The following is a 21,345-nucleotide window of genomic DNA, read 5'->3' as shown; positions in this document are numbered from 1 at the left end:
CCCGCGGACTTTTGCCGGCCGCCACCCCGCTACCCGCGGGAACACCGTTTGCCAGGGGATCGGCATGTCCACGCAAGACGACGAAGACCCCATCCAGCGTGCGCGCCGGCTTCGATCGGCCGCGGTGGCGCTGCGGCAATCTCTGCACCAGGCGGCCGAGCGCCTGCATCTCGCGCGCACGGCCCTGGCCGAGCAACAACGCCAACGCGTGGCTCCCGACCGGGTGGAAGGCGGCCCGCGCGCCGCGCGGTTACCACACGACCCGACACGGGGCGGGTTCCGCTGAGGGCGGCGGGGCAGGCACGAGCCAAGTCCACTGATCCTTTCTTTTTCACGCATTCCTTCGCGTGACGGGCGTGATCTGCCTGCGCCCCGTGACCGGGCGCACGGCGCGTGGCTCTTCCCCTGCCGTAAAACTTGCCGTCAAACGCGCCTCCTGTGCGCCGCACGCTGCCCCGGCGTGGCGTCTGACGCGGCACTGCCCAAGCCCTCCACCAAGCCTCCATAGAGTGACCGCTCATCCATTCACCGTTTCGAAGGAATGTCCCATGAGCGACGAAAAGCACGGCGAGCCCAACCCCATCGTCAACGCACTGTCCAACACCATCGCCGCGATCCGCGCCGACGATGACCAGCTCGAACTGGCCAAGGCCCACGAGGCGCTGCACCCCAAGGCCATCGAGAAACTCAGCGTGCAGGAAGCCCGCAGCCAGCCCACTGTGGCGGATGCCGTGAAACACCTGCTGACCCAGCAAGGCCGCGCCACCGACCCCACCGCGCTGGTGCCCGGCGTGCGCGCCACGCCCCTGTCCATCGACACCGACAACGGCCCACTGCAGGCCACCATCTATGCACCGGAAGACGCCACCGGCCAGGGCGCCGAGCTGCCCGTGGTGCTGTTCTTCCACGGCGGCGGCTGGGTCATCGCCGACAAGGAGGTCTATGACGGCGGTGCCCGGGGCCTGGCCAAGCAGGCGCACGCCATCGTCGTGTCGGTGGACTACCGCCAGGCACCGGAGCACAAGTTCCCCGCCGCCTGGGACGACGCCCTGGCCAGCTACCGCTGGCTCACCCAGTTTGCCTCCCGCATCGGGGGCGACTCCCGCCGCCTGGCGCTGGCTGGCGAGAGCGCCGGCGGCAACCTGGCCCTGGCCACCGCCATTGCCGCCAGGGACGCCGGCCTGCCGCTGCCCCGGCACGTGCTGAGCGTGTACCCCGTGGCGCAGACCCGCCTCAACACCGAGTCATACCTCGAAAACGCCATCGCCAAGCCATTGAACCGCGCGATGGTGAAGTGGTTCGTCGACCATCTGGTGCGCACGGAGGACGACCTGGCCGACCCCCGCCTGTCCCTCATCGACGCCGACCTGCGTGGGTTGCCGCCCGTGACCATCATCAACGCCCGCCTGGACCCGCTGCGCAGCGACGGAGCGAAGCTGGAAGACGCCCTGCAAAAGGCCGGCACGCCGGTGGAGCGCCGGTAATACGAAGGCGTCGCGCACGAGTTCTTCGGTGCGGCCGCGGTGCTGGAGAAGGCGCGGCTGGCGCAGGCCTACGCAGGGGATCGTTTGCGGGAGTCGCTTGCCGTTTGAGTGCCATGCCTGAACACGCCCGCATCGTGCATGAGCGGGTGTGAGAACTCTTTGGATAGGTGGCTCGGGGGAGCCTGAGGCGTTCCTCACCGCCTGCACGCCGAACCCGTCCTTCGCAGTATCGATGGCCGGGCAGATGAGGTCACGCGAGTCGCGGTTGTCAATGCCTGTTCCCCACCGAGAGACAGGAAGGTCGCTGAGGAGGCCCCGCAGAAGCACTCATCCCGGTGCGGTCGAGGAGGGCGGGACGTGCAATTGTGCCCGCTACAGCCCGACCGGCAGCGTGGTCATTTTCCAGCGCGACAAGGCCGGCCAGCCTTGGATGCCTGACTCGGCATGAACAAAAGCAATCTCCGATCGTCTCGTTAGACAAGCGTTGGCCTTGCCGACTCCATCACTGTTTAACTGCATAAGGACGATCTCATGTCTACAAGCTGCTTCGACCGCGAAGACGAAACCTTCATCGTGCTGGTCAACCATGAAGAGCAATATTCCATCTGGCCCCATTGGAAAGCCGTCCCGGGCGGCTGGACCGCGGTGGAGGGTGTCAAGGGCGACAAAAAGACGGTGCTTGAGTATGTAGACCGGACCTGGACTGACATGCGTCCCAAGTCCTTGCGGGTATGGATGCAAGAGCAGGAGCGTGCTCGCTCGGATGCCGGCTCCCTCCGGCTGGAGACGTCTGATTCTGCTGCCGGTTGACCGGCATGGCTGCCCCCCTGAACCTGCTCTGCCTGCCCTGCGCCGGCGCCAGTGCCACGATGTATTTGCGCTGGCGCCGGCAACTGCCGCAGTGGATGCATCTGGTTCCCGTGGAGTTGCCTGGGCGCGGAGGTCGTTTGGGCGAGCCGGCCGTCGAGGACTTCGCACAGATGGTGGCGTTGGTTTGCCGCGAGCAGCGCAGTGCCATGCAAGGACGCTTCGTCCTGTTCGGGCACAGCATGGGCGCGCTCTTGGCCTTCGGCATGGCGCACCATCTGCGTGCCACGGGGTGCGAACTGCCACTGGCCGTGGTCGCTTCTGGCAGTCCTGCGCCTTCACGCCGCGATCCGGAGCGCTTTGCGCGCAAGGGCGACGATGAGGCATTGATCGCCGATCTGCGCAAGCAGGGCGGCACACCCGAAGACGTCTTCGCCAGTCCGGAGCTCATGCGCATCACGCTGGACGTGCTCGGGGCCGATTACCGTGTCTGCGAAAGCTTTGCCTATGCGGCCGAGCCACCGCTGCCCATGCCGCTGCATGTTTTTGCGGGGCGTGAGGATGACATCGCGGCCGAGCGCATGGACGCCTGGTCCGCCGAGACGGCAACGGGCTTCTCGCTCGACTGGTTTGATGGCGGCCATTTCTTCATCAAGCAGCATGAAGCCATGGTGCTGTCCGCACTGCAGCAACGCTTGGCATGGTCGGTGGCAGGAGAAAGCCATGCATCTCGCGCTCATGCCTGATGCGCTGCCGGCGGGCATCGAGATCTTTCGCCTGGATCTCGATCTGCAGGCCGACGCGCAACAGGCACTGCAGCACCTGACACCCGAGGAGCGCAGCCGCGCCCGGCGCTACGTGCGGCGGGCCGACCGGGTGCGCTTCGCGCAAACCCGCAACGCTGTGCGTTGCCTGTTGGGGCAGCGGCTGGGCTGCTGTCCTTCCGAAGTACCGCTGTCCATGGGGCCCCATGGCAAGCCTTTCGTGGATGAGGCGCCGCAGTGCGCACCGGTGTTCAACGTCTCGCATTCGGGAGACCACGCATTGATTGCTCTGGCTGATCCCTGCGGCGTCATGCACCTGGGTGTGGACATTGAGCAGCAGCGCAGCGATCTCGATGCGGATGTGATGCTGGACGTCGTGTGCACGGCTCAGGAGCGCGACAGCGTGCGCCGCGCCCCCGACGTGCTCTCGGCTTTTTACCAGCGCTGGGTGGGCAAGGAGGCCGTGCTCAAGGCCATCGGCATCGGTGTGGCCGAGCACCTGTGCTCCATCGACATCAGTCCCCAAGCGGATGGGCGGCTGGCGATTGCCAGCGAAGTCCCCGAGTGGAATGGTTTTCAAGCAATGGCGCTGCCAGCGCCGCCGGGCTACGCGGCAGCTCTTGCGTGGCGTACCAAGGAATCGACATGAACGAAACCCTTCAGCGCTTCGAGCGCAAGGCACCCGCCGGATCTCTTCTTCCTCTGCTCATGACGCCGGCCCACCGAGGCCAGGACCTGCTTGCCGCGCTGCAGTCGCTGCGCCGCGACATCGACGAAGCGCTGCTGACCACGGGCGGCGTGCTGTTGCGCGGTTTTTCCGTGCCCGATGTGGAGACCTTCCAGCGCTTTGCTTCCGCCTTCGGCCATCCATTGCTGAAATACGAATTTGCCTCCACGCCACGCAGCGCGGTCGAGGCATCCAGCGGCGCGGGCGTCTACACCTCCACCGAGTACCCGGCCCACCAGAGCATCCCCTTGCACAACGAGCAGGCCTATACGCGCGAGTGGCCCATGAAGATCTGGTTTCACTGCGTCACCGCGTCGCCCGAGGGCGGAGAGACGCCGATTGCCGACAGCCGCGCGGTCTACCGGCGCATTCCGGCGCATATCCGAGAGCTGTTCGAGCCCGGCATTCTCTACGTGCGCAATTTCGGCGAAATGGACGTGCCCTGGCAGAAGGTCTTCAACACCGAAAGTCGCGCCGAGGTCGAGGCTTTCTGCCGCCATGCGCGCATGGACTGGGAGTGGAAGGAAGACGACGGCCTGCGAACGCGCCAGCTTTGCCAGGCCATGGAAAGCCATCCCGTGACGGGCGAGATGGTGTGGTTCAACCAGGCGCACCTGTTCCACATCTCGGCGCGCGAGCCCGAAGAGCGCGAGGTGCTGGAAGAAATCTACGGCATCGAGAACCTGCCGCGCAACACCTTCTTTGCCGACGGATCGACGATCAGCGACGACATCTTTGCCGAGGTGCGCGCCGCGCTCGACGCCGAGACCGTCAGCTTCCCCTGGGAGCAGGGCGACGTACTGATGCTGGACAACATGCTCGTGGCCCATGCGCGCTCGCCCTTCAAGGGACCGCGCAAGGTCATCGTCGCCATGGCCGAGCCGCGCAGCAATCTGGATCGTTTCTGAGAACCCGGGAGGCAGCTGACATGCTGAGTGGACAAAGTGCAATTGCAGCAGAGGGGCAGGCGCCGGCCAGCCTGGTCGAGCATCTGAGGGGGCTGGCGCAACAGCGGCCCGATGACATCTGGCTCACCGTGGCCGCCATGCAGGACGGCCACCTGGTCGAGCGCCACCACAGCTATGGCGACTTCGAGCGCCGCGTGCGAGCGCTGGCCGCCCATTTGCAGCACCGTTGTCCTGCGGGCGCGCGTGCCTTGGTGATGATGGACAACGACGAGCACTATGCCGCCAGCATGCTCGCCTGCTTCTACGCAGGCGTCATTGCCGTGCCGGTACCGCCGCTGGAATCGCTGCGCGCACAGCATCTGGAACGGCTTTTGGGCATCGTCGGCGACGCTGGCGCCGCCTGTGTGATCAGCACGGCCGAAGTCATTGAAGCCCTGCCCGGGGCCGATGCGCGCTTTGCCGGCATCGCCGCCATGGCCGCCGATCGCATAGACCCCGCTGATGCCCCCGCATGGGTCCTCCATGCGCCCACCGGCGCCGACATCGCCTTCCTGCAATACACCTCGGGCTCGACCTCGGCGCCCAAGGGCGTGATGGTCAGCCACGGCAACCTGATCGCCAACGAGGCTGCCATACAGCAGCGCATGGAAATAGGCGCGGGTGATCGCTTTGTCTCATGGGCGCCGCTCTACCACGACATGGGCTTGATCGGCGGCCTGCTGCAGCCCCTGTACAGCGGGCTGCCGCTGGTGCTGACTTCGCCGCGCCTCTTTCTTGAAAGCCCGGTGCGCTGGCTGGAGCTGATCTCGCGCCACCGCGCCACCATCAGCGGCGGCCCCGACTTCGCCTACCGGATGTGCCTGGAGCGCATCAAGCCATCGCAGCTGGCGCAACTGGACCTGTCGAGCTGGCGACTGGCCTATACGGGCGCCGAGCCCGTGCGCGCAGACACGGTCTCGGCCTTTGCGCAGCGCTTTGCCCCCTGCGGCCTGCGGCCCGACGCGGCCTATGCCTGCTACGGCTTGGCCGAAGCCACCCTGTTCATCACGGGCGGCGCACGGGGCGCGGGCGCTGCCGTCACGGCCTTCGATACCGACGCCCTGGGCCTGGGCAAGGCGGAGCCTGCCAGCAACGCTGCTGAGGGTCCCGAGGCTTCCCAGACCTTGCTCGTGGGCTGCGGCCCTGCCGTTCCCGGCCATGCCGTAGAAATTGTCGACCCCGACAGCCTGAAGGTTCTGGAATCCGGCCGCGTGGGTGAAATCTGGGCGCGCGGCCCCAGCATCAGCCAGGGCTACTGGGGCAAGCCGCAGGAGACGCAACAGGCCTTTGTCGAACATGCCGGCCAGCGCTGGCTGCGCACGGGCGACCTGGGCTTTGTGCACGGCGGCCAGGTCCATGTGGCAGGTCGCATCAAGGACCTGATCATCGTGCGCGGCCACAACCTCTATCCGCAGGACATCGAGCGCGTGGTCGAGGCCGAGGTGGAAGCCGTGCGCAAGGGACGCGTGGCGGCCTTTTCGGTGGATGGACCTGCGGGTGAGGGCATAGGTGTGGCGGCCGAGATTTCACGCGGCTTGCAAAAACTGGTGCCACGCCAGGCCCTGGTCGATGCACTGGCCGTGGCCGTGGCCACGGCCTTTGGCGAGGCGCCGGCCGTCGTGGTCCTGCTCGAACCCGGCGCCCTGCCCAGAACATCGAGCGGCAAGCTCCAACGCCAAGCCTGCAAGAAGGGCTGGGCGCAGCGCAGCCTGGACGCCTATGCGGTCTGGGAGCACGGGGCCTTCGTGGAGGCAGTGGATTCCGCGACCAATGCGAATGGCGATGCGGACGCGTCCAAAACGGCCTCCATCGCGCCGCGCGACGAAACCGAGACTGCTCTGGCAGCGATCTGGTGCGAGACCCTGCGCTGCGCCGAGCTGCCTGAGGGCGATCCCCATTTTTTCCTGCTGGGCGGCAACTCCCTTTCGGCCGCGCAACTGGCCGCATGCGTATCGGCGCATTGGGGTGTGGACTTCGCGCCCGGCCTGCTCTTTGACCGGCCCCGCTTCTCAGAATGCGCGGCTGCATTGCGTGAGCTGCATCAGGCGACTGCCCACGCCAATCGCACCACCACGTCAGGCCCACGCCCAGGCCCCGTGGCGCGCGACCGCGGCGAGGCGCAGCCCCTCTCCCATGCCCAGCAGCGGCAGTGGTTTCTCTGGCATCTGGATCCTGCGGGAACGGCTTACCACGTGGCGGTGGAACTGCGGTTGGGCGGCCTGCTGCATGCGCAACGGCTGCACGCGGCCCTGGAGCGCCTGGTGGCGCGCCATGACGCGTTGCGCACTGTGTTCCGGCCTGCGGCCGATGGCTCTGCCGAACAGCATGTGCTTGACGCGGGCGGCCTGGAATTCAACCTGCTGGACCTGGGCTCCGATCCACAGCGCGCTGGCGACGAGGCGCTCCGCCTGCGTGCCAGGCCCTTCGACCTGGGCCTTGGCCCGCTGTTGCGCGCGCTGCTGATGCGGCTTGGGCCGCATGACCACCGCCTCGTGCTAGTCATGCACCACATCGTGTCCGACGGCGTGTCCATGCAGAACCTGCTGGACGAACTCGCGCAGCAGTATCTCCATCTGGGAGATCCTGCGGCCGCCGCCGAGCCTGCGGCCCCTGCATTGCAGTACGCCGACTACGCGGCCTGGCATGCGGCCTGGCTGGATGGCGGGGTGCGAGAGCGGCAACTGGCCTACTGGCGCCGGCAACTGGGCCGCGATCATCCTGTGCTGGCCCTGCCCAGCGACCGGCCGCGCGCCGCAGTGGCCAGCTACTCGGCCGCCCAGCATGGCTTTGCGCTGCGTGCACCGCTGGTGGATGCGCTGCGCATGCGCGCCGCCGAGTCTGGCGCCAGCCTGTTCATGGTGCTGCTTGCAGGGTTCCAGGCTGTGCTGCACCGCTACACGGGCCAGCCGGTGCTGCGGTTGGGCGTGCCCGTGGCGGGCCGCCAGCATGCGGGCACACAGGGCTTGATCGGCTTTTTCGTCAACACCTTGGTGCTGCAAGCCGAGATCGACGGCCGTACCCCGCTGGCCCAGGTGCTCGCCGCAGCCCGGCGCGCCACGCTGGAGGCCCAGGCCCACCAGGACCTGCCTTTCGATCAATTGGTGGAAGACCTGCAGCCTCAGCGCAGTCTGTCGCACCCGCCGCTGTTCCAGCTGCTGTTCAACCATGTGCATGAGGATCTGCGCGGCTTCGAGCGCATGACGGGCTGCGCGACTGAGGCGGTCGCAGTGCCTGGAGGCGCCGCGCAGTTCGAGCTCTCTCTGGAAGTCCGCGAGCGCGCGGGCGGTGCCGTGCGAATCTGCATGGACTATGCGGCCGAGCTGTTTCTTCCCGCCACCATGGAGCGCCTGGGCCAGCACTATGTGCGCATGCTGGAGGCCTTGGCCTCTGGCCCGGAGGTTGCCGTGGGCGAGGTGGACTTGTTATCGGATGCAGAACGTGCCCAGCTCGTTTCCTGGCAGACGGGACAGGGCGGCCATGCCGTGCCCGAGCTGGTACACGCTCAGTTCGAGCAGCAGGTGCGCCGCGACCCACAGGCAACGGCCCTGGTCTTCGGGGACGGCGCCTGGAGCTATGGCGAACTCAATGCGCGCGCCAACCGATTGGCGCACCACCTGATTGCTCTCGGCGTGCGCCCCGAAGTCCAGGTCGGCATCGCAATGGAGCGCTCGCTGGAGATGGTCGTCGGCCTGCTGGCGATCATGAAGGCCGGTGGCGCTTATGTGCCCATGGACCCCGAGCACCCGGCCGAGCGCCTGCGCTACATGGCCGAGGACAGCGGCATCGGCGTGCTGTTGATCCAGTCGGGCCTGATGGTGCGGCTGCCGCGTGAGCTACAGCCCCTGTGCCTGGCCGTGGATGCTCTCGACCTGTCCACTCAGCCAGCCCATGACCCTGCGGTCGCCATGCAGGGCGAGAACCTGGTCTATGTCATCTATACCTCGGGCTCCACGGGGCGGCCCAAGGGCGCGGGGAACCGCCACCGTGCGCTGTGCAACCGCCTGGCCTGGGGCCAGCGACACCACCCGCTGAGTGCACAGGACACCGTACTGCAGAAGACGCCGTTCAGCTTCGACATCTCGTTCTGGGAGTTCTTCTGGCCGCTGTCCACGGGTGCCCGCCTGGCGCTGGCAGGGCCTGGGGAGCACCGCGATCCTGCGCGCATTGCGGCCCTGGTCGAATGCCACGCCGTCAGCTGCATTCACTTCGTGCCTTCCATGCTGCAGGCCTTTCTGTCCAGCGGCCATGCCCAGGCCTGCTCGGGGCTGCGGCACATCGTCTGCAGCGGAGAGGCGCTGCCGGCCGAGCTGCGTGACCGTGCGCTGGCCATGCTGCCCGGCGCCAGCCTGCTCAACCTTTACGGGCCCACTGAAGCAGCCATCGAAGTCACCTACCACGATTGCCGCGAGCCCGGCCCTCAGGCAGTGCCCATCGGGCGGCCGCTGGACCATGTGCAGGTGCATGTTGTCGACGCCGGCTTCCACCCCGTGCCGCGTGGCGTGGCCGGCGAGTTGCTGCTGGGCGGTCTGGCGCTGGCGCGGGGCTACTGGGGCCGGCCCGCGCTCACGGCCGAGCGCTTCGTGGCCAGCCCCTCGGCCGAGTCCGGCGAGCGCGCCTACCGCACGGGCGACCTGGTGCGCTGGAACGAGCAGGGCGAGATCGAGTACCTGGGCCGCCTGGACCACCAGGTCAAGATCCGCGGCTTCCGTGTCGAGCTGGGCGAGATCGAGGCGGCCCTGCTGGCCGTCGAAGGTCTGCGCGAGGCGGTGGTGGTCGCGGCGCCGACCGAAGGTGGCAGTCGGCTTGTGGCTTATCTGACCGGCGAGGGCGCTGCGCTGCAGGACCCGGGCACGCTCAAGGCGCAGCTGGTACGCAGTCTGCCCGACTACATGGTGCCGGCCCTCTTCGTGCGTCTGGACACGTTGCCGCTCAACAGCAACGGCAAGGTGGACCGCAAGGCGCTGCCGGTGCCCACGTTTGCACATGGCGACGGCACGCGGCCGTTCGAGGCGCCCGAAGGTGGCGTGGCCAAAACCATTGCAGCCATCTGGCGCGAGTTGCTGCAACTCGAACGCGTAGGCGCCAACGAAAGCTTCTTCGACCTGGGCGGGCATTCGCTGCTGCTGATCCGCGCGCACCGGCTGATCGAGGATGCGTTGGGTAGCGGTCTCTCGGTGATCGACATGTTCGAGTACCCAACCGTGGCCACGCTGGCGCGTCGCATCGAAGCGCAACGTGGCGCCGGTGTCGGATCTGTGTCTGGCGCTGCGCAGGACCTGCAGGCCGACGAACGCGCCCAGCGCCGTCGCGCGGCGTTGCTGGGCCGCCGCGGCCTGACCGAGGAGGTGAATTGATGCGTGCTCAGGATGCGGGCTACAGTGGCGTGGAAGTCGCCATCATCGGCATGGGCGGGCGGTTTCCGGGTGCGGACGGTGTGGACGCGCTCTGGCGCAATATCCGCGAAGGCCGCGAATCCGTGACCGTTTTCAGCGATGAAGCGTTGCGGGCCCATGGCGCGGACCAGGCCTTGCTGGACGACCCGGCCTGCGTGAAGGCCGGTGTGGTTTTCGAGGGCATGGACTGGTTCGATGCCGGCTTCTTTGGCTACACGCCGCGCGAGGCTGGCCAGATCGATCCCCAGCAGCGAATCTTCCTCGAAAGCGCCTGGCAAGCACTGGAGAACGCGGGCTACGACGCCGAGCGGCTGGATGTGGCGGCCGGCGTGTTCGCGGGTGCGGGCGCCAATCTCTACCTCATGCGACATCTGCTGGGGCGTGCACAGTGGAGCGGCGGCATTGCCGAACTGATCGCCTTGCTCAACGGCAATGCGGCCGATGCGCTGTGCACGCGCGTGGCCTACAAGCTCAACCTGCGCGGCCCGGCAGTGACGGTGCAGACGGCCTGCTCCACCTCGCTGGTGGCCGTGCACATGGCCTGCCAGTCGCTGCTGGGCTTCGAGTGCGACATGGCCCTGGCCGGCGGTGTCTGGCTCAACTTGCTGCAAGGCGCGGGCTACCTGCACCAGGCGGGCGCCATCCTTTCCTCGGATGGCCATTGCCGTGCCTTCGATGCGCGCGCCGATGGCACCATGCTGGGCAGCGGTGCGGGCTTGGTCGTGCTCAAGCGGCTGGACGACGCGCTGCGCGACGGAGATACCGTCCATGCCGTGATCCGTGGCAGTGCCGTGAACAACGACGGCGCACGCAAGATCGGCTACAACGCGCCCAGCGTGGATGGTCAGGCCGAGGCCATACGCGCGGCCCAGGCCATGGCTGGGGTCGATGCGGCTTCCGTGGGCTACATCGAGGCCCATGGCACGGGCACGATGCTGGGCGATCCCATCGAGATCGCGGCGTTGACCCAAGCCTTTGGCACGACAGGGCGCGCGCCTGGCCACTGTGCCCTCGGGTCGGTCAAGACCAATGTCGGCCATCTGGACGCAGCGGCCGGCGTGACCGGCCTGATCAAGGCCGTGATGGCGCTGCGCCACCGCACGCTGCCACCCAGTCTGAATTTCGCCACACCCAATCCGCGCGTGGACTTCGCCACCAGCCCTTTCCGCGTCCAGACCGAGGCGCAGGATTGGCCTGCCGGCCCGTTTCCCCGGCGTGCAGGCGTGAGCTCCTTCGGCATGGGCGGTACCAATGCGCATGTGGTGCTGGAGGAGGTCCCCGCAATGCTGCAAGCCTCTCCACCTGGGGCAATCGAACAGGCCCCTCAATTGCTGCTGCTATCGGCCCGAACACCCCAGGCGTTGCAGGCTTCGGTCAGCCAACTGGCCCGGCATCTGGAGCAGCACCCGGGGTTGGCCCTGGCCGATGTGGCGCACACGCTGCGTGTGGGCCGCAAGCGCCATGCGCATCGACTGGCCGTGCTGGCTCAGGACGTGCCCCAGGCCATCGAGGCACTGGGCCGTCCGGCGGCCCCGGTGCATTTCAAGGGCAGCGTGCTTTCGCCGCAGCCCGGCGTGGCTTTTCTGTTCCCGGGCCAGGGTGCACAGCATGCGGGCATGGCGCGCTGCCTGCACGCGCAGGAGCCCGTGTTCCGCGACATCGTGGACCGCTGCTGTGACACGGTGAGGGGACAGACCGGCATGGACCTGCGGCCCTGGCTGCTGGCGCATGCGTCCGACGAGCAGGCAGCGCGGGCGCTGGCCCGGACCGAAGCCACGCAGCCCGCGCTGTTCATCGTCGAATACGCCATGGCGCGGTTGTGGATGTCCTGGGGCCTGCAGCCTGAGGCCATGCTGGGTCACAGCATTGGCGAATACGTGGCGGCCTGCATTGCGGGGGTTTTCACGCTCGGCGATGCGCTGGATCTGGTCGTTGCGCGCGGCCGCATCCTGCAGTCCACGTCGCCTGGCGCCATGCTGGCGGTCGGCCTGCCCGAGTCTGCCTTGCAGGACTGGCTGGGTCGAGGCTGCGATCTCGCCGCCGTCAATGCGGCCGATCTGTGCGTGCTCTCGGGTCGGCCCGAAGCCATTGCGGCAGCCGAGCAGGCACTGGCAGGCACAGGCGTGCTGCTGCGCAGGTTGCAGGTGTCACACGCCTTCCATTCTTCGCTGCTCGATCCCGCGCTTGACGCCTTCGCTCAGAAGATGGCCCGGGTTGCGTTCAGCCGGCCCGCCATTCCCTTCGTCTCCAATCTCAGCGGCCGCTGGATCGGTGATGAAGAGGCCCAGGACCCGCGCTATTGGTTGCGACACCTGCGTGGCACGGTGCGCTTCGCCCAGGGGCTGGACACGCTGCTGGAAAAAAGCGACCGCATCCTGCTGGAAGTCGGCCCCGGCCAAAGTCTCACCAGCCTGGCCCGGCGCCATCCCCAGGCCGGCTCGCGTCCCGTGCTGGCCTCGCAGGCCGGAGTCAATCGCGAGGAACTCCAGTCCGACCAGCCAGCGCGCTGCCTGGCCCAGCTCTGGACAGCGGGCCTGGAAGCGGCCCAGGCGCCACTCCTGCGCAGCGCGCAGGGTGCGCGTCGCGTGCCTTTGCCTAGCTATCCGTTCGAGCGTGAATCGCACTGGGTTGCCGCCGCAGGACGAGGCCAGGAGACAACGGTGTCCCCGATGTCTTCCATGGCGGAGACCCGACGCGATCCCCTCGACTGGCTGTATGCCCCGGTCTGGCAACGCGCCTTGCCTAACTTCCAAGCCGCGGTCGCACAGGCTGGTGGCTGCTTGCTGCTGCTGGCCGAGTCCGGATCGGCGCTGGCTGAGTCCTTGGCGCAAGTCTGGTCCGTCACCCAGTCCGCCCCGCTGGTGCGCATCGAGCCCGGCCTGCGCCACGAGCGTCTGGGCGCTGGGCACCATGCGCTGCGCATGGCCGAGCGTGGCGACTGGATGAGCGCGCTGGAGCAGATTGCGGCCGAGGTCGGCCCCGTGGCACACATCTGCCACCTTTGGAGCCTGGGCCCGTTCGATGACGCACAGGCTGCCGAGCGCTGCCTGCTGGCCCCGCTGGCCCTGGCCCAGGCGTTGGACTCCCTTCCTGCGGTGCATGCAGCCGATGGGCTGCAGATGCTGCTGGTCACGGACGGGTTGGAGGACGTGACAGGCACCGAGGCCTTGCAGCCTGCCAAGGCCATGCTTCATGGCCCCTGCCTCGTGATTCCGCAGGAACTGCCGGGCATGGCCTGCCGCATCGTGGATGTGTTGCCTGCGCAGGAGTGTGCGGCTGATGAAGCCACTGCGCTGGCGCATCGCATTCTCGCGGAGTTCAACGAGCCCGCACAGGCCTGCGTAGCCTTGCGCGGCCCACACCGCTGGGCCAAGCGCTACGAGCGAATCGCGATGCAGACCTCCTCCACGCCCGCGCCACGCCTGCGCCGTGGCGGCTGCTATGTGATCACTGGTGGCCTGGGCGGCATGGGGCTTGCGTTGGCCCGGCACCTGGCGGAGCACTGGCAGGCCAGGCTGGTGTTGCTGGGCCGCTCGCCGCTGCCTGCGCGTAGCCAGTGGCAGGCGCTGGTGCAGGATGCGCAGACGGCACCCGCGCTGCGCGCCCGGCTGCAGCAATTGCTGGACATCGAAGGCCTGAGCGCGCAGCTTTGCCTGGTGGAAGCCGATGTGGGCGAAGAATCCCAATTGCGCGCCGCGTTCGCTCAGGTGCGGTGCGCGTTCGGCGAAATCCATGGCGTCATTCACGCGGCCGGTCTGGCTGGCGAAGGCATGCTTGCAGACAAGCTGGCACCCGCCGTGATGCAGGTGCTCGCACCCAAGCTCCAGGGAACGCGGGCCTTGCTGGCGGCCCTTGACGGGCAGCCGCTGGACTTCATGCTGCTGTGCTCTTCGCTGGCCGCCGTGGCGGGTGGCCTGGGCCGCATCGACTACGCGGCTGCGAATGCCTGTTTGGATGCCCTGGCCGTCGCGCATGGCCGCGGGGCCCGCTGGCCGCTGATTTCTGTGGGCTGGGACGGGTGGCGCGGTGTGGGCATGGCTGCGGAGACGTCCATGCCCGAGGGCGTAGGCATCGGGCCGCAGCAGGGCGTGCGCCTGTTCGAGCACATCCTGGCCAGCCCGGTGCGGTCCCATGTCTGCGTATCCACCACAGACCTCGAAGCGCGCCGCCATGCCGACCTCGCCGCGTTGCTGACTCAGGCACTGCCTGTGGCCTCGGCAGTGGCGGCCGAGTCGCCATGCGTCCAGGCGCGGCCCGGTGGTTTGGCCGGCTTCGTAGCACCCGAGGGCGAGCTGGAGACCGGGCTGGCCGCGCTCTGGAGCGGGTTCCTTGGCGTGGCTCCTGTGGGCGCCGAGGACAACCTGTTCGAGCTCGGCGGCGACTCCCTCATGGCGATCCAACTGCTGGCGCGCGTGCGCCAGGCCTATGGCGTCGAAATCCATCCTGCGGCCTTGCTGCGCACGCCCACGGTGCGGCGGCTGGCCGAATTCGTTGAAACCCGGTTGATCGAGGAAATCCAGTTTCTGGACGCCGAAGCCGAGCCCAGTCCGACAACCGCCTCGCCACTCTATTCGTAAGATTGCCATGACAGCACCGCAAGATATACAGTCCCTGCGCGCCCGGCTCAGCCCCGAGCAGCGCGCCCAACTCGATGCCCGCCTGCGCGGCGGTGGTCGAGCAGCGCCACGTGGTGGTCAGGACATTCCGCGCCGGGACCCGGCCACCCCCGCGCTGCTTTCCCATGCGCAACGCAGCCTTTGGTTGACCTGGCAGCTTGCTCCCGAGAGCCCGGCCTACAACCTGGCAGGCAGTCTGGAAATGGACGGCCCCCTCGACGCGTCGGCGCTGAGCGCAGCGCTGGGTGACCTGGTGGCGCGGCACGACATCCTGCGCACGCTGATCACGATCGGTGGCGACGGTCAGGCGCTGCAGGCCGTGCAACCGCAGGCGGGTGTGCCGCTGCAACTTCCAGTGGTCGATCTGCGCGAGCAGGCCAGGATCGAAGACGCGTTGGCAGACGCGCTGGCCGACTTCGCGCAGACGCCCTTTGCCCTTGACCGGGAGGTGCCGCTGCGCGCCTGCCTGTACCGCCTGGGCGAACAGCACCATGTGCTGGCGCTGTCCCTGCACCATATTGCGGCGGATGGGTGGTCGTTGCGCATTCTCGTGGACGAGCTTTTCCAGTGCTACGCCGCCAGGCTCGGCGCCCGGCCGCATGCGCTGGCGCCGCTGCCCATACAGTTCACCGACTACGCGGCCTGGGAACGCCAGCGCCTGGACGGCGGCGAGCGCGAACGACAACTGCGCTACTGGCGCGATCGCCTGGGCAGCGCGCATGAGCCGCTGGAACTGCCCCTGAGCCATGTACGCGGCGCGGTAACGGATGCGGCCGAGGGTCGCCACCGTTTCGTCTGGCCCATTGAATTGTCCGATGCGGTGCGTGCCATGGCGCGAGCGCGTGGTGCCTCGCTGTTCATGGTGATGACGGCCTTGCTCGACCTGTTGCTGTACCGCCTGAGCGGCCAGCGCCGCATCCGCGTTGGGACGCCCATCGCCAACCGGGGCAAGGCCGAGACCCATGGGCTGATCGGTTATCTGCTCAACCTCCAAGTGGTGCAGGTCGATGTCGCGCCACAGATGGGCTTTGGCGAACTGCTGGAGCAGGTGCGGCATGCTGTGCTCGACGCGCAGCAACATGCCGACCTGCCGTTTGACATGTTGGTCGAGGCGCTTGCGCCGGAGCGCCAGCCGGGCGTGCATCCGTTGTTTCAGGTCAAGTGCACGCAACAGGACGCGATGGAGCGCGAGCGCAGCGTCGCCGGGTTGCACGTGCGCATTCAGGCCATGACCGCAGGCCATGCGCACTTCGATCTGAGCCTGGATTTCACAGATCGGGCCGAAGGCATCGAAAGCGTTTTCATCTACGACACGGGCCTGTTTGATGCGCAGCGGATTGCGGTCTTTGCGGAAGGCCTGACCCGTTGTGCGCAGCAGGTGGTGACGGCGCCCGACAGGGCATTGGCGGCCCTTGCGCTGACTGACCCGGCCGAGGGTCTGCAGACGGTTGCCGTGTCGCAGCCCGCAAGTCCGCAGGCCATAACGGTGCTTTCCCTTTGGGATGCCGCCGTGGCCAGCCAGGGCCAGGGCTTGGCGGTGCGTGCCGAATCGCGCACTGCATCGTTCGGGCACTTGGACAAGGCGGCAAACCAGCTTGCGGCGCGGCTGCGCACGCAAGGTCTGGGTCCGGAAACCCGCGTCGGGGTGCTGGCACCGCGCTCGCCGGAAATGGTGCTGGGTATGCTGGCCGTACTCAAGGCCGGCTGCGTCCATGTGCCGCTGGACCCCGAGCTGCCGGCCGACCGGCTGGCCTATCAGCTGCGCGACAGCGGCGCCCGCCTGGTGCTGGCCCTGCAGCCTCCTGCATGGCAACCGGGGGTCCCGGTATGGCCGCTGGCGCTTTCGGAACCCGCAGAACTCGAGGCCGATGCGCTGGAGACCGCGACCCTTCACCGGGACCAGGCCGCTTACCTCATCTACACCTCGGGCTCCACGGGCCAGCCCAAGGGGGTCGTGATCACGCACGGCGCGCTGGCCAACTATGTGCAGGGTGTGCTGGCCCGGCTGGACCTGCCGGTCGATGCGTCCAGCATGGCCATGGTGTCGACAGTGGCTGCAGACCTGGGGCATACGGTGCTTTTCGGCGCGCTGTGCTCTGGGCGTCTGCTGCACCTCATCTCCCCTGAGCGCGCTTTCGATCCAGACGCCTTTGCGGACTACATGCAAACGCACCAGATCGATGTGCTCAAGATCGTGCCCAGCCATTTGCAGGCCCTGCTGAGCGCGGCCCGGCCTGAGCAGGTCCTGCCACGCCATCGCCTGGTGCTGGGCGGTGAGGCCACGGGCTGGCCTTTGTGCACACAGATCGCCGCCCTGAGCCCCTTCACCAAAGTGCTCAACCACTATGGCCCGACGGAAACCACGGTCGGGGTGCTGACCCAGGAGGCCGCTGCGGCCGCCCGTGAGGCAGGCACGGTGCCGCTGGGCCTGCCGCTGCGCAACAGCTGCGCCCATGTGCTGGACGAATGGCTGAGCCCCGTGCCGCAGGGCCTTGCCGGCGAGCTGTACCTGGGTGGGGCAGGCTTGGCACGTGGCTACGAAGGCAGGCATGGCCAGACCTGTGAGCGCTTCGTAGCGGACCCCTGGTGCGCGGGCCAGCGCCTGTATCGCACCGGGGACCGCGTGCGGCAACTCGAGGATGGCAGCATCGAATTCCTGGGTCGGAACGACGACCAGATCAAGCTGCACGGCTACCGCGTCGAGCTCAGTGAAGTGGCCCAGGCGTTGCGAAAGCTGCCCGGTGTCGCGAGTGCCGAAGCCATTGTGCGCGAGGCCGAAAACGGGCAGCAACGCTTGCTGGCCTACGTCGTCGCGCAGGAACGGCAGGTGATCGATGTGGCCGCGCTGCGCGAGTCCCTGGCGCGCACCCTGCCGCCCTACATGCTGCCAGCGGCCATCGTGGTGTTGCCGCGGCTGCCATTGACCATGAATGGCAAGGTCGATCGCCATGCCCTGCCGGAGCCAGAGACGGCCGAGTGCGGCGGCCATGAGGCGCCGGTGGGGCCGACCGAGCAAACGCTGGCAGCGGTCTGGTCGGAGGTGCTGGGGCGCGAGCCCGTCAGCCGCAGGGACAACTTCTTCGAGATCGGCGGAGACTCCATCCTGGCCCTCAAGGTGGTGGCCAAGGCGCGAAAGCACGGGCTCAAGCTGGTGCCCAAGCAATTGTTCGAGCAGGTCAGCCTGCAGCAATTGGCCGAGATGCTGCAGGCACCTCCAGTGGCAGGACAGTCCACGGTGGCCTGTCCGGTGCAGGACCAGGACCAAGCGATCCCTGTGCTGGCCCAGGAACTGCGCAACAAGCCGCTCGTGCCGTCGCACGCCCAAATGCGCCAGTGGTTCCTCTGGCAACTGGACCCTCACAGCAGTGCCTACCATATCGCAGGCGCTCTGAAGCTGGCCGGTGAGCTGGACCTGGACGCCCTGCGCACGAGCTTCGATGAACTGGTGGCGCGCCACGAATCACTGCGCACGGTGTTCAGCGCAGACGAGCAGGGTCAGGTGTGGCAGCAGGTCCAGGCGCCTGCCGAGTTGCCTGGGGCCGCGATGCCATTGATTGATTTCTCGGCCCTGCCCGAGGACCAGCGTGATGCTGCCGTGCAGCGGCAGGCGCTCGACACCATCGCCACGCCTTTCAATCTGTCCCGTGGGCCGCTATTGCGGCTGGCGCTGATCCGCGCGGCACAGCACATGCATGTGCTGGTGGTGGTCATGCACCACATCGTCTCGGACGGCTGGTCCATGCAGATCATTGTCGAAGAGTTCGCGCAGCGTTACCGAGCGCGCCTTGCGGGGCCGCGCCTGACCCTGCCGGCGCTGCGCCTGCAGTATGCGGACTACGCGGCATGGCACAAGGGATGGCTGGAAGCCGGCGAAGGGCCGCGGCAGTTGGCGTACTGGAGGGATAGGCTGGGCAACGAGCACCCTGTCATGCAATTGCCCGCCAGCAGGCCACGCCGAGCCGATGGCCGCTACCGGGCAGCTCAGCACGCCATCACGCTGTCCGCAGACCGGGTGCGAGGCCTGCAGCGCAGAGCACAGGCCCAGGGCATGAGCCTGTTTATGGTGCTGCTTGCAGGATTTCAGGCGCTGCTTCACCGCTACACGGGCTTGCAGGACATCCGTGTGGGCGTGCCCACCGCCAATCGGCACAGGGCGGAGAGCCAGGGCATCGTGGGCTTTTTCGTCAATACGCAGGTGATGCGGGGACAGCTGCATGGCCAGTTGACGCTGTCCGAACTGCTGGCGCAGGCCCGGGATGCCGTGGCGCAGGCCCAGGCGCACCAGGACCTTCCCTTCGAACAGCTGGTGGAGGCGCTGCATCCGCAGCGCAGCCTGAGCGTCAGTCCCCTGTTCCAGGTGATGTTCAACCACCAGAGAAAAGGCCACCAGGTGCTGGAGCAGCTTCCCGGGCTGCGGTTCGAGGGCTATCTGGACATCGAAAGATCGACCATCTTCGAGTTCATGCTGGACACGGTCGAGTGGGAGGATGGCCGCATCAGCGCGCAGTTCAGCTATGCGCAGGAGCTGTTCGATGCGCCGATGGTCGAACGCCTGGCGGGCAGCTTTGACCAGATCTTGGCGGCGTTGGTGGAAACGCCTGGAGCGCGGCTGTCCGAGATCGACATCCTCGGCGCCACCGAAATCCGCAAGCTCGATGCGTGGAGCCGGGCAGGTGAGCACGGCGCCGGCCCTGCCTCTCTCGTGAAGATGATCGAGAACCAGGTAGAGCTGCAGCCGCAGGCGGTCGCCATCGAATGCGCGGGGCAAAACCTCAGCTACGGCGAGCTGAACCTTCGTGCCAACCGATTGGCCCATCTGTTGCTGGAAAGGGGCATCGGCCCTGAGCGTCGCGTGGCCGTGGCGCTGGAGCGCGGCGTCGATTCGGTGGTGGCTTTGCTGGCCATCCTCAAGGCGGGCGCCGCCTATGTGCCGCTGGACCTGGAGTACCCTGCCGACAGAATCGCCGTCATGCTCGAAGACAGCCGGGCCGATGCCTTCATCCATCACGCGGATGTGGGGGCTGCTCTGTCGGGTGTCTTCGGCGGGCTGGTCGCCATCGACCTTCGCCGCGTGGCATGGGAGCATCTGTCGGGAAGCAATCCGACCGTTGCGCTGAATGCGGATGGCCTGCTGTACATCCTGTTCACATCCGGCTCCACCGGGCGGCCCAAGGGCATTGCGATGCGGCAAGGCGTGCTCTCGCAATTGGCCGCATGGCAGATCGACCGCATGCCGGGGGCCGCGCGCACGCTGATGTTCGCCTCGCCCTGCTTCGATGTGGGCTACCAGGAGGTCGTCGTGGCCCTGTGCTCAGGCGCTACCCTGGTCCAAACGGACGCCGCCCAGAGAAGGGATTTTTCCTTGCTGTTGGCCTTGATGGAGGAGCGGGCGGTGGAGCGCGTGTACCTGCCCTATGCCGTGCTCCAACTGTTGGCCGAAGCGGCGCTGCGCCTGGACAGAAACCTGCCAGCGCTTCGGCAGATCATCACGGCCGGCGAGCAACTGAAACTGACCGAGGAACTGAGGGCCTGGCTTCAGCGGATGCCCCGGTGCCGGCTGGTCAACCAATACGGCCCCACGGAAACCCACGTGGTCAGCAGCTTCGATGTGGATGCCGGCGATGGCCGGACGCTGCCTCCTATCGGATCGCCCGCCTCGACGGCCATTCTGCGCGTGCTGGATACCGCGCTGCAGCCGGTGTCGCCGGGCGTGGTCGGCGAGCTGTACCTGGGCGGTGCACTCGCCAGAGGCTATGTGGGCCGACCTGCGCTCACGGCGCAGCGCTTTGTGGCGGACCCCCTGGGCCCCCATGCTGGCCGTCTGTACCGGACGGGGGACCTGGCGCGATGGGATGAGTACGGGCAACTCGAATACCTGGGGCGGGTCGATCACCAGGTGAAGATTCGAGGTTTTCGCGTGGAGGTCGGCGAGGTGGAGGTGGCCCTGCTGGAGCTGGAGCCGGTGCGAGAGGCTGTCGTTGTGGCCCAGGAACTGGCAGGCACCAGCCGGCTCGTGGCCTATGTCGTTGGGCAGCCTGGCGCTGCGGTAGACACTGGCGCGCTGCGTGAAAGCCTGCGGCTTTCCCTGCCCGACTACATGCTGCCTTCGGCCTTTGTCGAACTGCAGGCGTTACCCCTGAATGCCAATGGCAAGGTGGACAGGGTCAGGCTACCCGATCCCGCTGGGGGATCGTCGCGTGCCCATGAAGAGCCGTCTGGCGATACAGAGCAAGGGCTGGCGCGGATCTGGCGTGAGGTGCTGTCGGTGGAGCGCGTGGGTCGCGGCGACAACTTCTTCGAACTGGGCGGCCATTCTCTGCTTGCGGCGCAGATGGTGGCGCGCGTTCAAAGCGCCATGCAGACCGGCCTTGCCGTCAAGGACGTGTTCGAAGCCCCTGAGCTGTCCGCCATGGCCGCTCGCATTGCCACCTCAGGCGATCAGCGCGCAAAGTTGCGCGAGATGGCCTCGTTTGTCGACAGTCTGGAGAACGTTTGATGGGCCTCGATCATGTGCGGTATGTCGCGGAAAAATTCGCAGGGCTTTCGGATGAAAAGCGCCGCCTCGTCTACCAGCAACTCAAGGCGCAGGGGCTGTCTATCGGCCAAT

At 67.4% G+C, this 21,345-nt stretch carries 9 protein-coding genes; all 9 read left to right on the top strand.

The window, feature by feature from the left end:
- Positions 1-64: 64 nt before the first annotated feature.
- The 9 genes from AVMA1855_RS03440 (at position 65) to AVMA1855_RS03400 (ending at position 21,234) form a co-directional block, all read left to right on the top strand.
- Complete coding sequence (locus tag AVMA1855_RS03440; RefSeq protein ID WP_284424613.1) at positions 65-286, top strand: hypothetical protein; 222 nt, start codon at positions 65-67, stop codon at positions 284-286.
- A gap of 262 nt (positions 287-548) precedes the next feature.
- Positions 549-1,484, top strand: a complete 936-nt coding sequence (locus AVMA1855_RS03435) for an alpha/beta hydrolase (RefSeq protein WP_284424612.1) — start codon at positions 549-551, stop codon at positions 1,482-1,484.
- Positions 1,485-2,015: 531 nt separating this feature from the next.
- Entirely contained in the window at positions 2,016-2,294 is a 279-nt protein-coding gene (locus tag AVMA1855_RS03430) for an MbtH family protein (protein WP_272564786.1), read from the top strand.
- Positions 2,295-2,299: 5 nt separating this feature from the next.
- Complete coding sequence (locus AVMA1855_RS03425) at positions 2,300-3,037, top strand: thioesterase II family protein (RefSeq protein WP_284424611.1); 738 nt, start codon at positions 2,300-2,302, stop codon at positions 3,035-3,037.
- Positions 3,015-3,704, top strand: coding sequence for a 4'-phosphopantetheinyl transferase family protein (locus tag AVMA1855_RS03420; RefSeq protein WP_284424610.1), 690 nt, complete (start codon positions 3,015-3,017; stop codon positions 3,702-3,704). Before AVMA1855_RS03425 ends, AVMA1855_RS03420 begins: the two co-directional genes overlap by 23 nt.
- A complete protein-coding gene (locus AVMA1855_RS03415) occupies positions 3,701-4,690 on the top strand; it encodes a TauD/TfdA family dioxygenase (RefSeq protein WP_284407648.1) in 990 nt (329 codons plus the stop codon). The genes AVMA1855_RS03420 and AVMA1855_RS03415 overlap by 4 nt, the downstream gene beginning before the upstream one ends.
- 20 nt (positions 4,691-4,710) lie before the next feature.
- Positions 4,711-10,083 (top strand): non-ribosomal peptide synthetase, encoded by a 5,373-nt coding sequence (locus tag AVMA1855_RS03410; RefSeq protein WP_284424609.1) that lies wholly within the window; start codon positions 4,711-4,713, stop codon positions 10,081-10,083.
- A complete protein-coding gene (locus tag AVMA1855_RS03405) occupies positions 10,083-14,699 on the top strand; it encodes a type I polyketide synthase (RefSeq protein ID WP_284424608.1) in 4,617 nt (1,538 codons plus the stop codon). Before AVMA1855_RS03410 ends, AVMA1855_RS03405 begins: the two co-directional genes overlap by 1 nt.
- Before the next feature lie 7 nt (positions 14,700-14,706).
- Positions 14,707-21,234 (top strand): non-ribosomal peptide synthetase, encoded by a 6,528-nt coding sequence (locus AVMA1855_RS03400; RefSeq protein WP_284424607.1) that lies wholly within the window; start codon positions 14,707-14,709, stop codon positions 21,232-21,234.
- The last annotated feature ends 111 nt before the right edge of the window (positions 21,235-21,345 follow it).

The organism is Acidovorax sp. SUPP1855, assembly GCF_030158955.1.
GTDB lineage: Bacteria > Pseudomonadota > Gammaproteobacteria > Burkholderiales > Burkholderiaceae_C > Paracidovorax.
The sequence above is the reverse complement of the archived record's forward strand: the minus strand, read 5'-3'. Positions and strand labels throughout refer to the sequence as shown.

Excerpts from the sequence above, each read along its gene's own strand:
- AVMA1855_RS03440 (WP_284424613.1), top strand. The coding sequence starts at position 65 with ATGTCCACGCAAGACGACGAAGACCCCATCCAGCGTGCGCGCCGGCTT.
- AVMA1855_RS03435 (WP_284424612.1), top strand. The coding sequence starts at position 549 with ATGAGCGACGAAAAGCACGGCGAGCCCAACCCCATCGTCAACGCACTG.
- AVMA1855_RS03430 (WP_272564786.1), top strand. The coding sequence starts at position 2,016 with ATGTCTACAAGCTGCTTCGACCGCGAAGACGAAACCTTCATCGTGCTG.
- AVMA1855_RS03425 (WP_284424611.1), top strand. The coding sequence starts at position 2,300 with ATGGCTGCCCCCCTGAACCTGCTCTGCCTGCCCTGCGCCGGCGCCAGT.
- AVMA1855_RS03420 (WP_284424610.1), top strand. The coding sequence starts at position 3,015 with ATGCATCTCGCGCTCATGCCTGATGCGCTGCCGGCGGGCATCGAGATC.
- AVMA1855_RS03415 (WP_284407648.1), top strand. The coding sequence starts at position 3,701 with ATGAACGAAACCCTTCAGCGCTTCGAGCGCAAGGCACCCGCCGGATCT.
- AVMA1855_RS03410 (WP_284424609.1), top strand. The coding sequence starts at position 4,711 with ATGCTGAGTGGACAAAGTGCAATTGCAGCAGAGGGGCAGGCGCCGGCC.
- AVMA1855_RS03405 (WP_284424608.1), top strand. The coding sequence starts at position 10,083 with ATGCGTGCTCAGGATGCGGGCTACAGTGGCGTGGAAGTCGCCATCATC.
- AVMA1855_RS03400 (WP_284424607.1), top strand. The coding sequence starts at position 14,707 with ATGACAGCACCGCAAGATATACAGTCCCTGCGCGCCCGGCTCAGCCCC.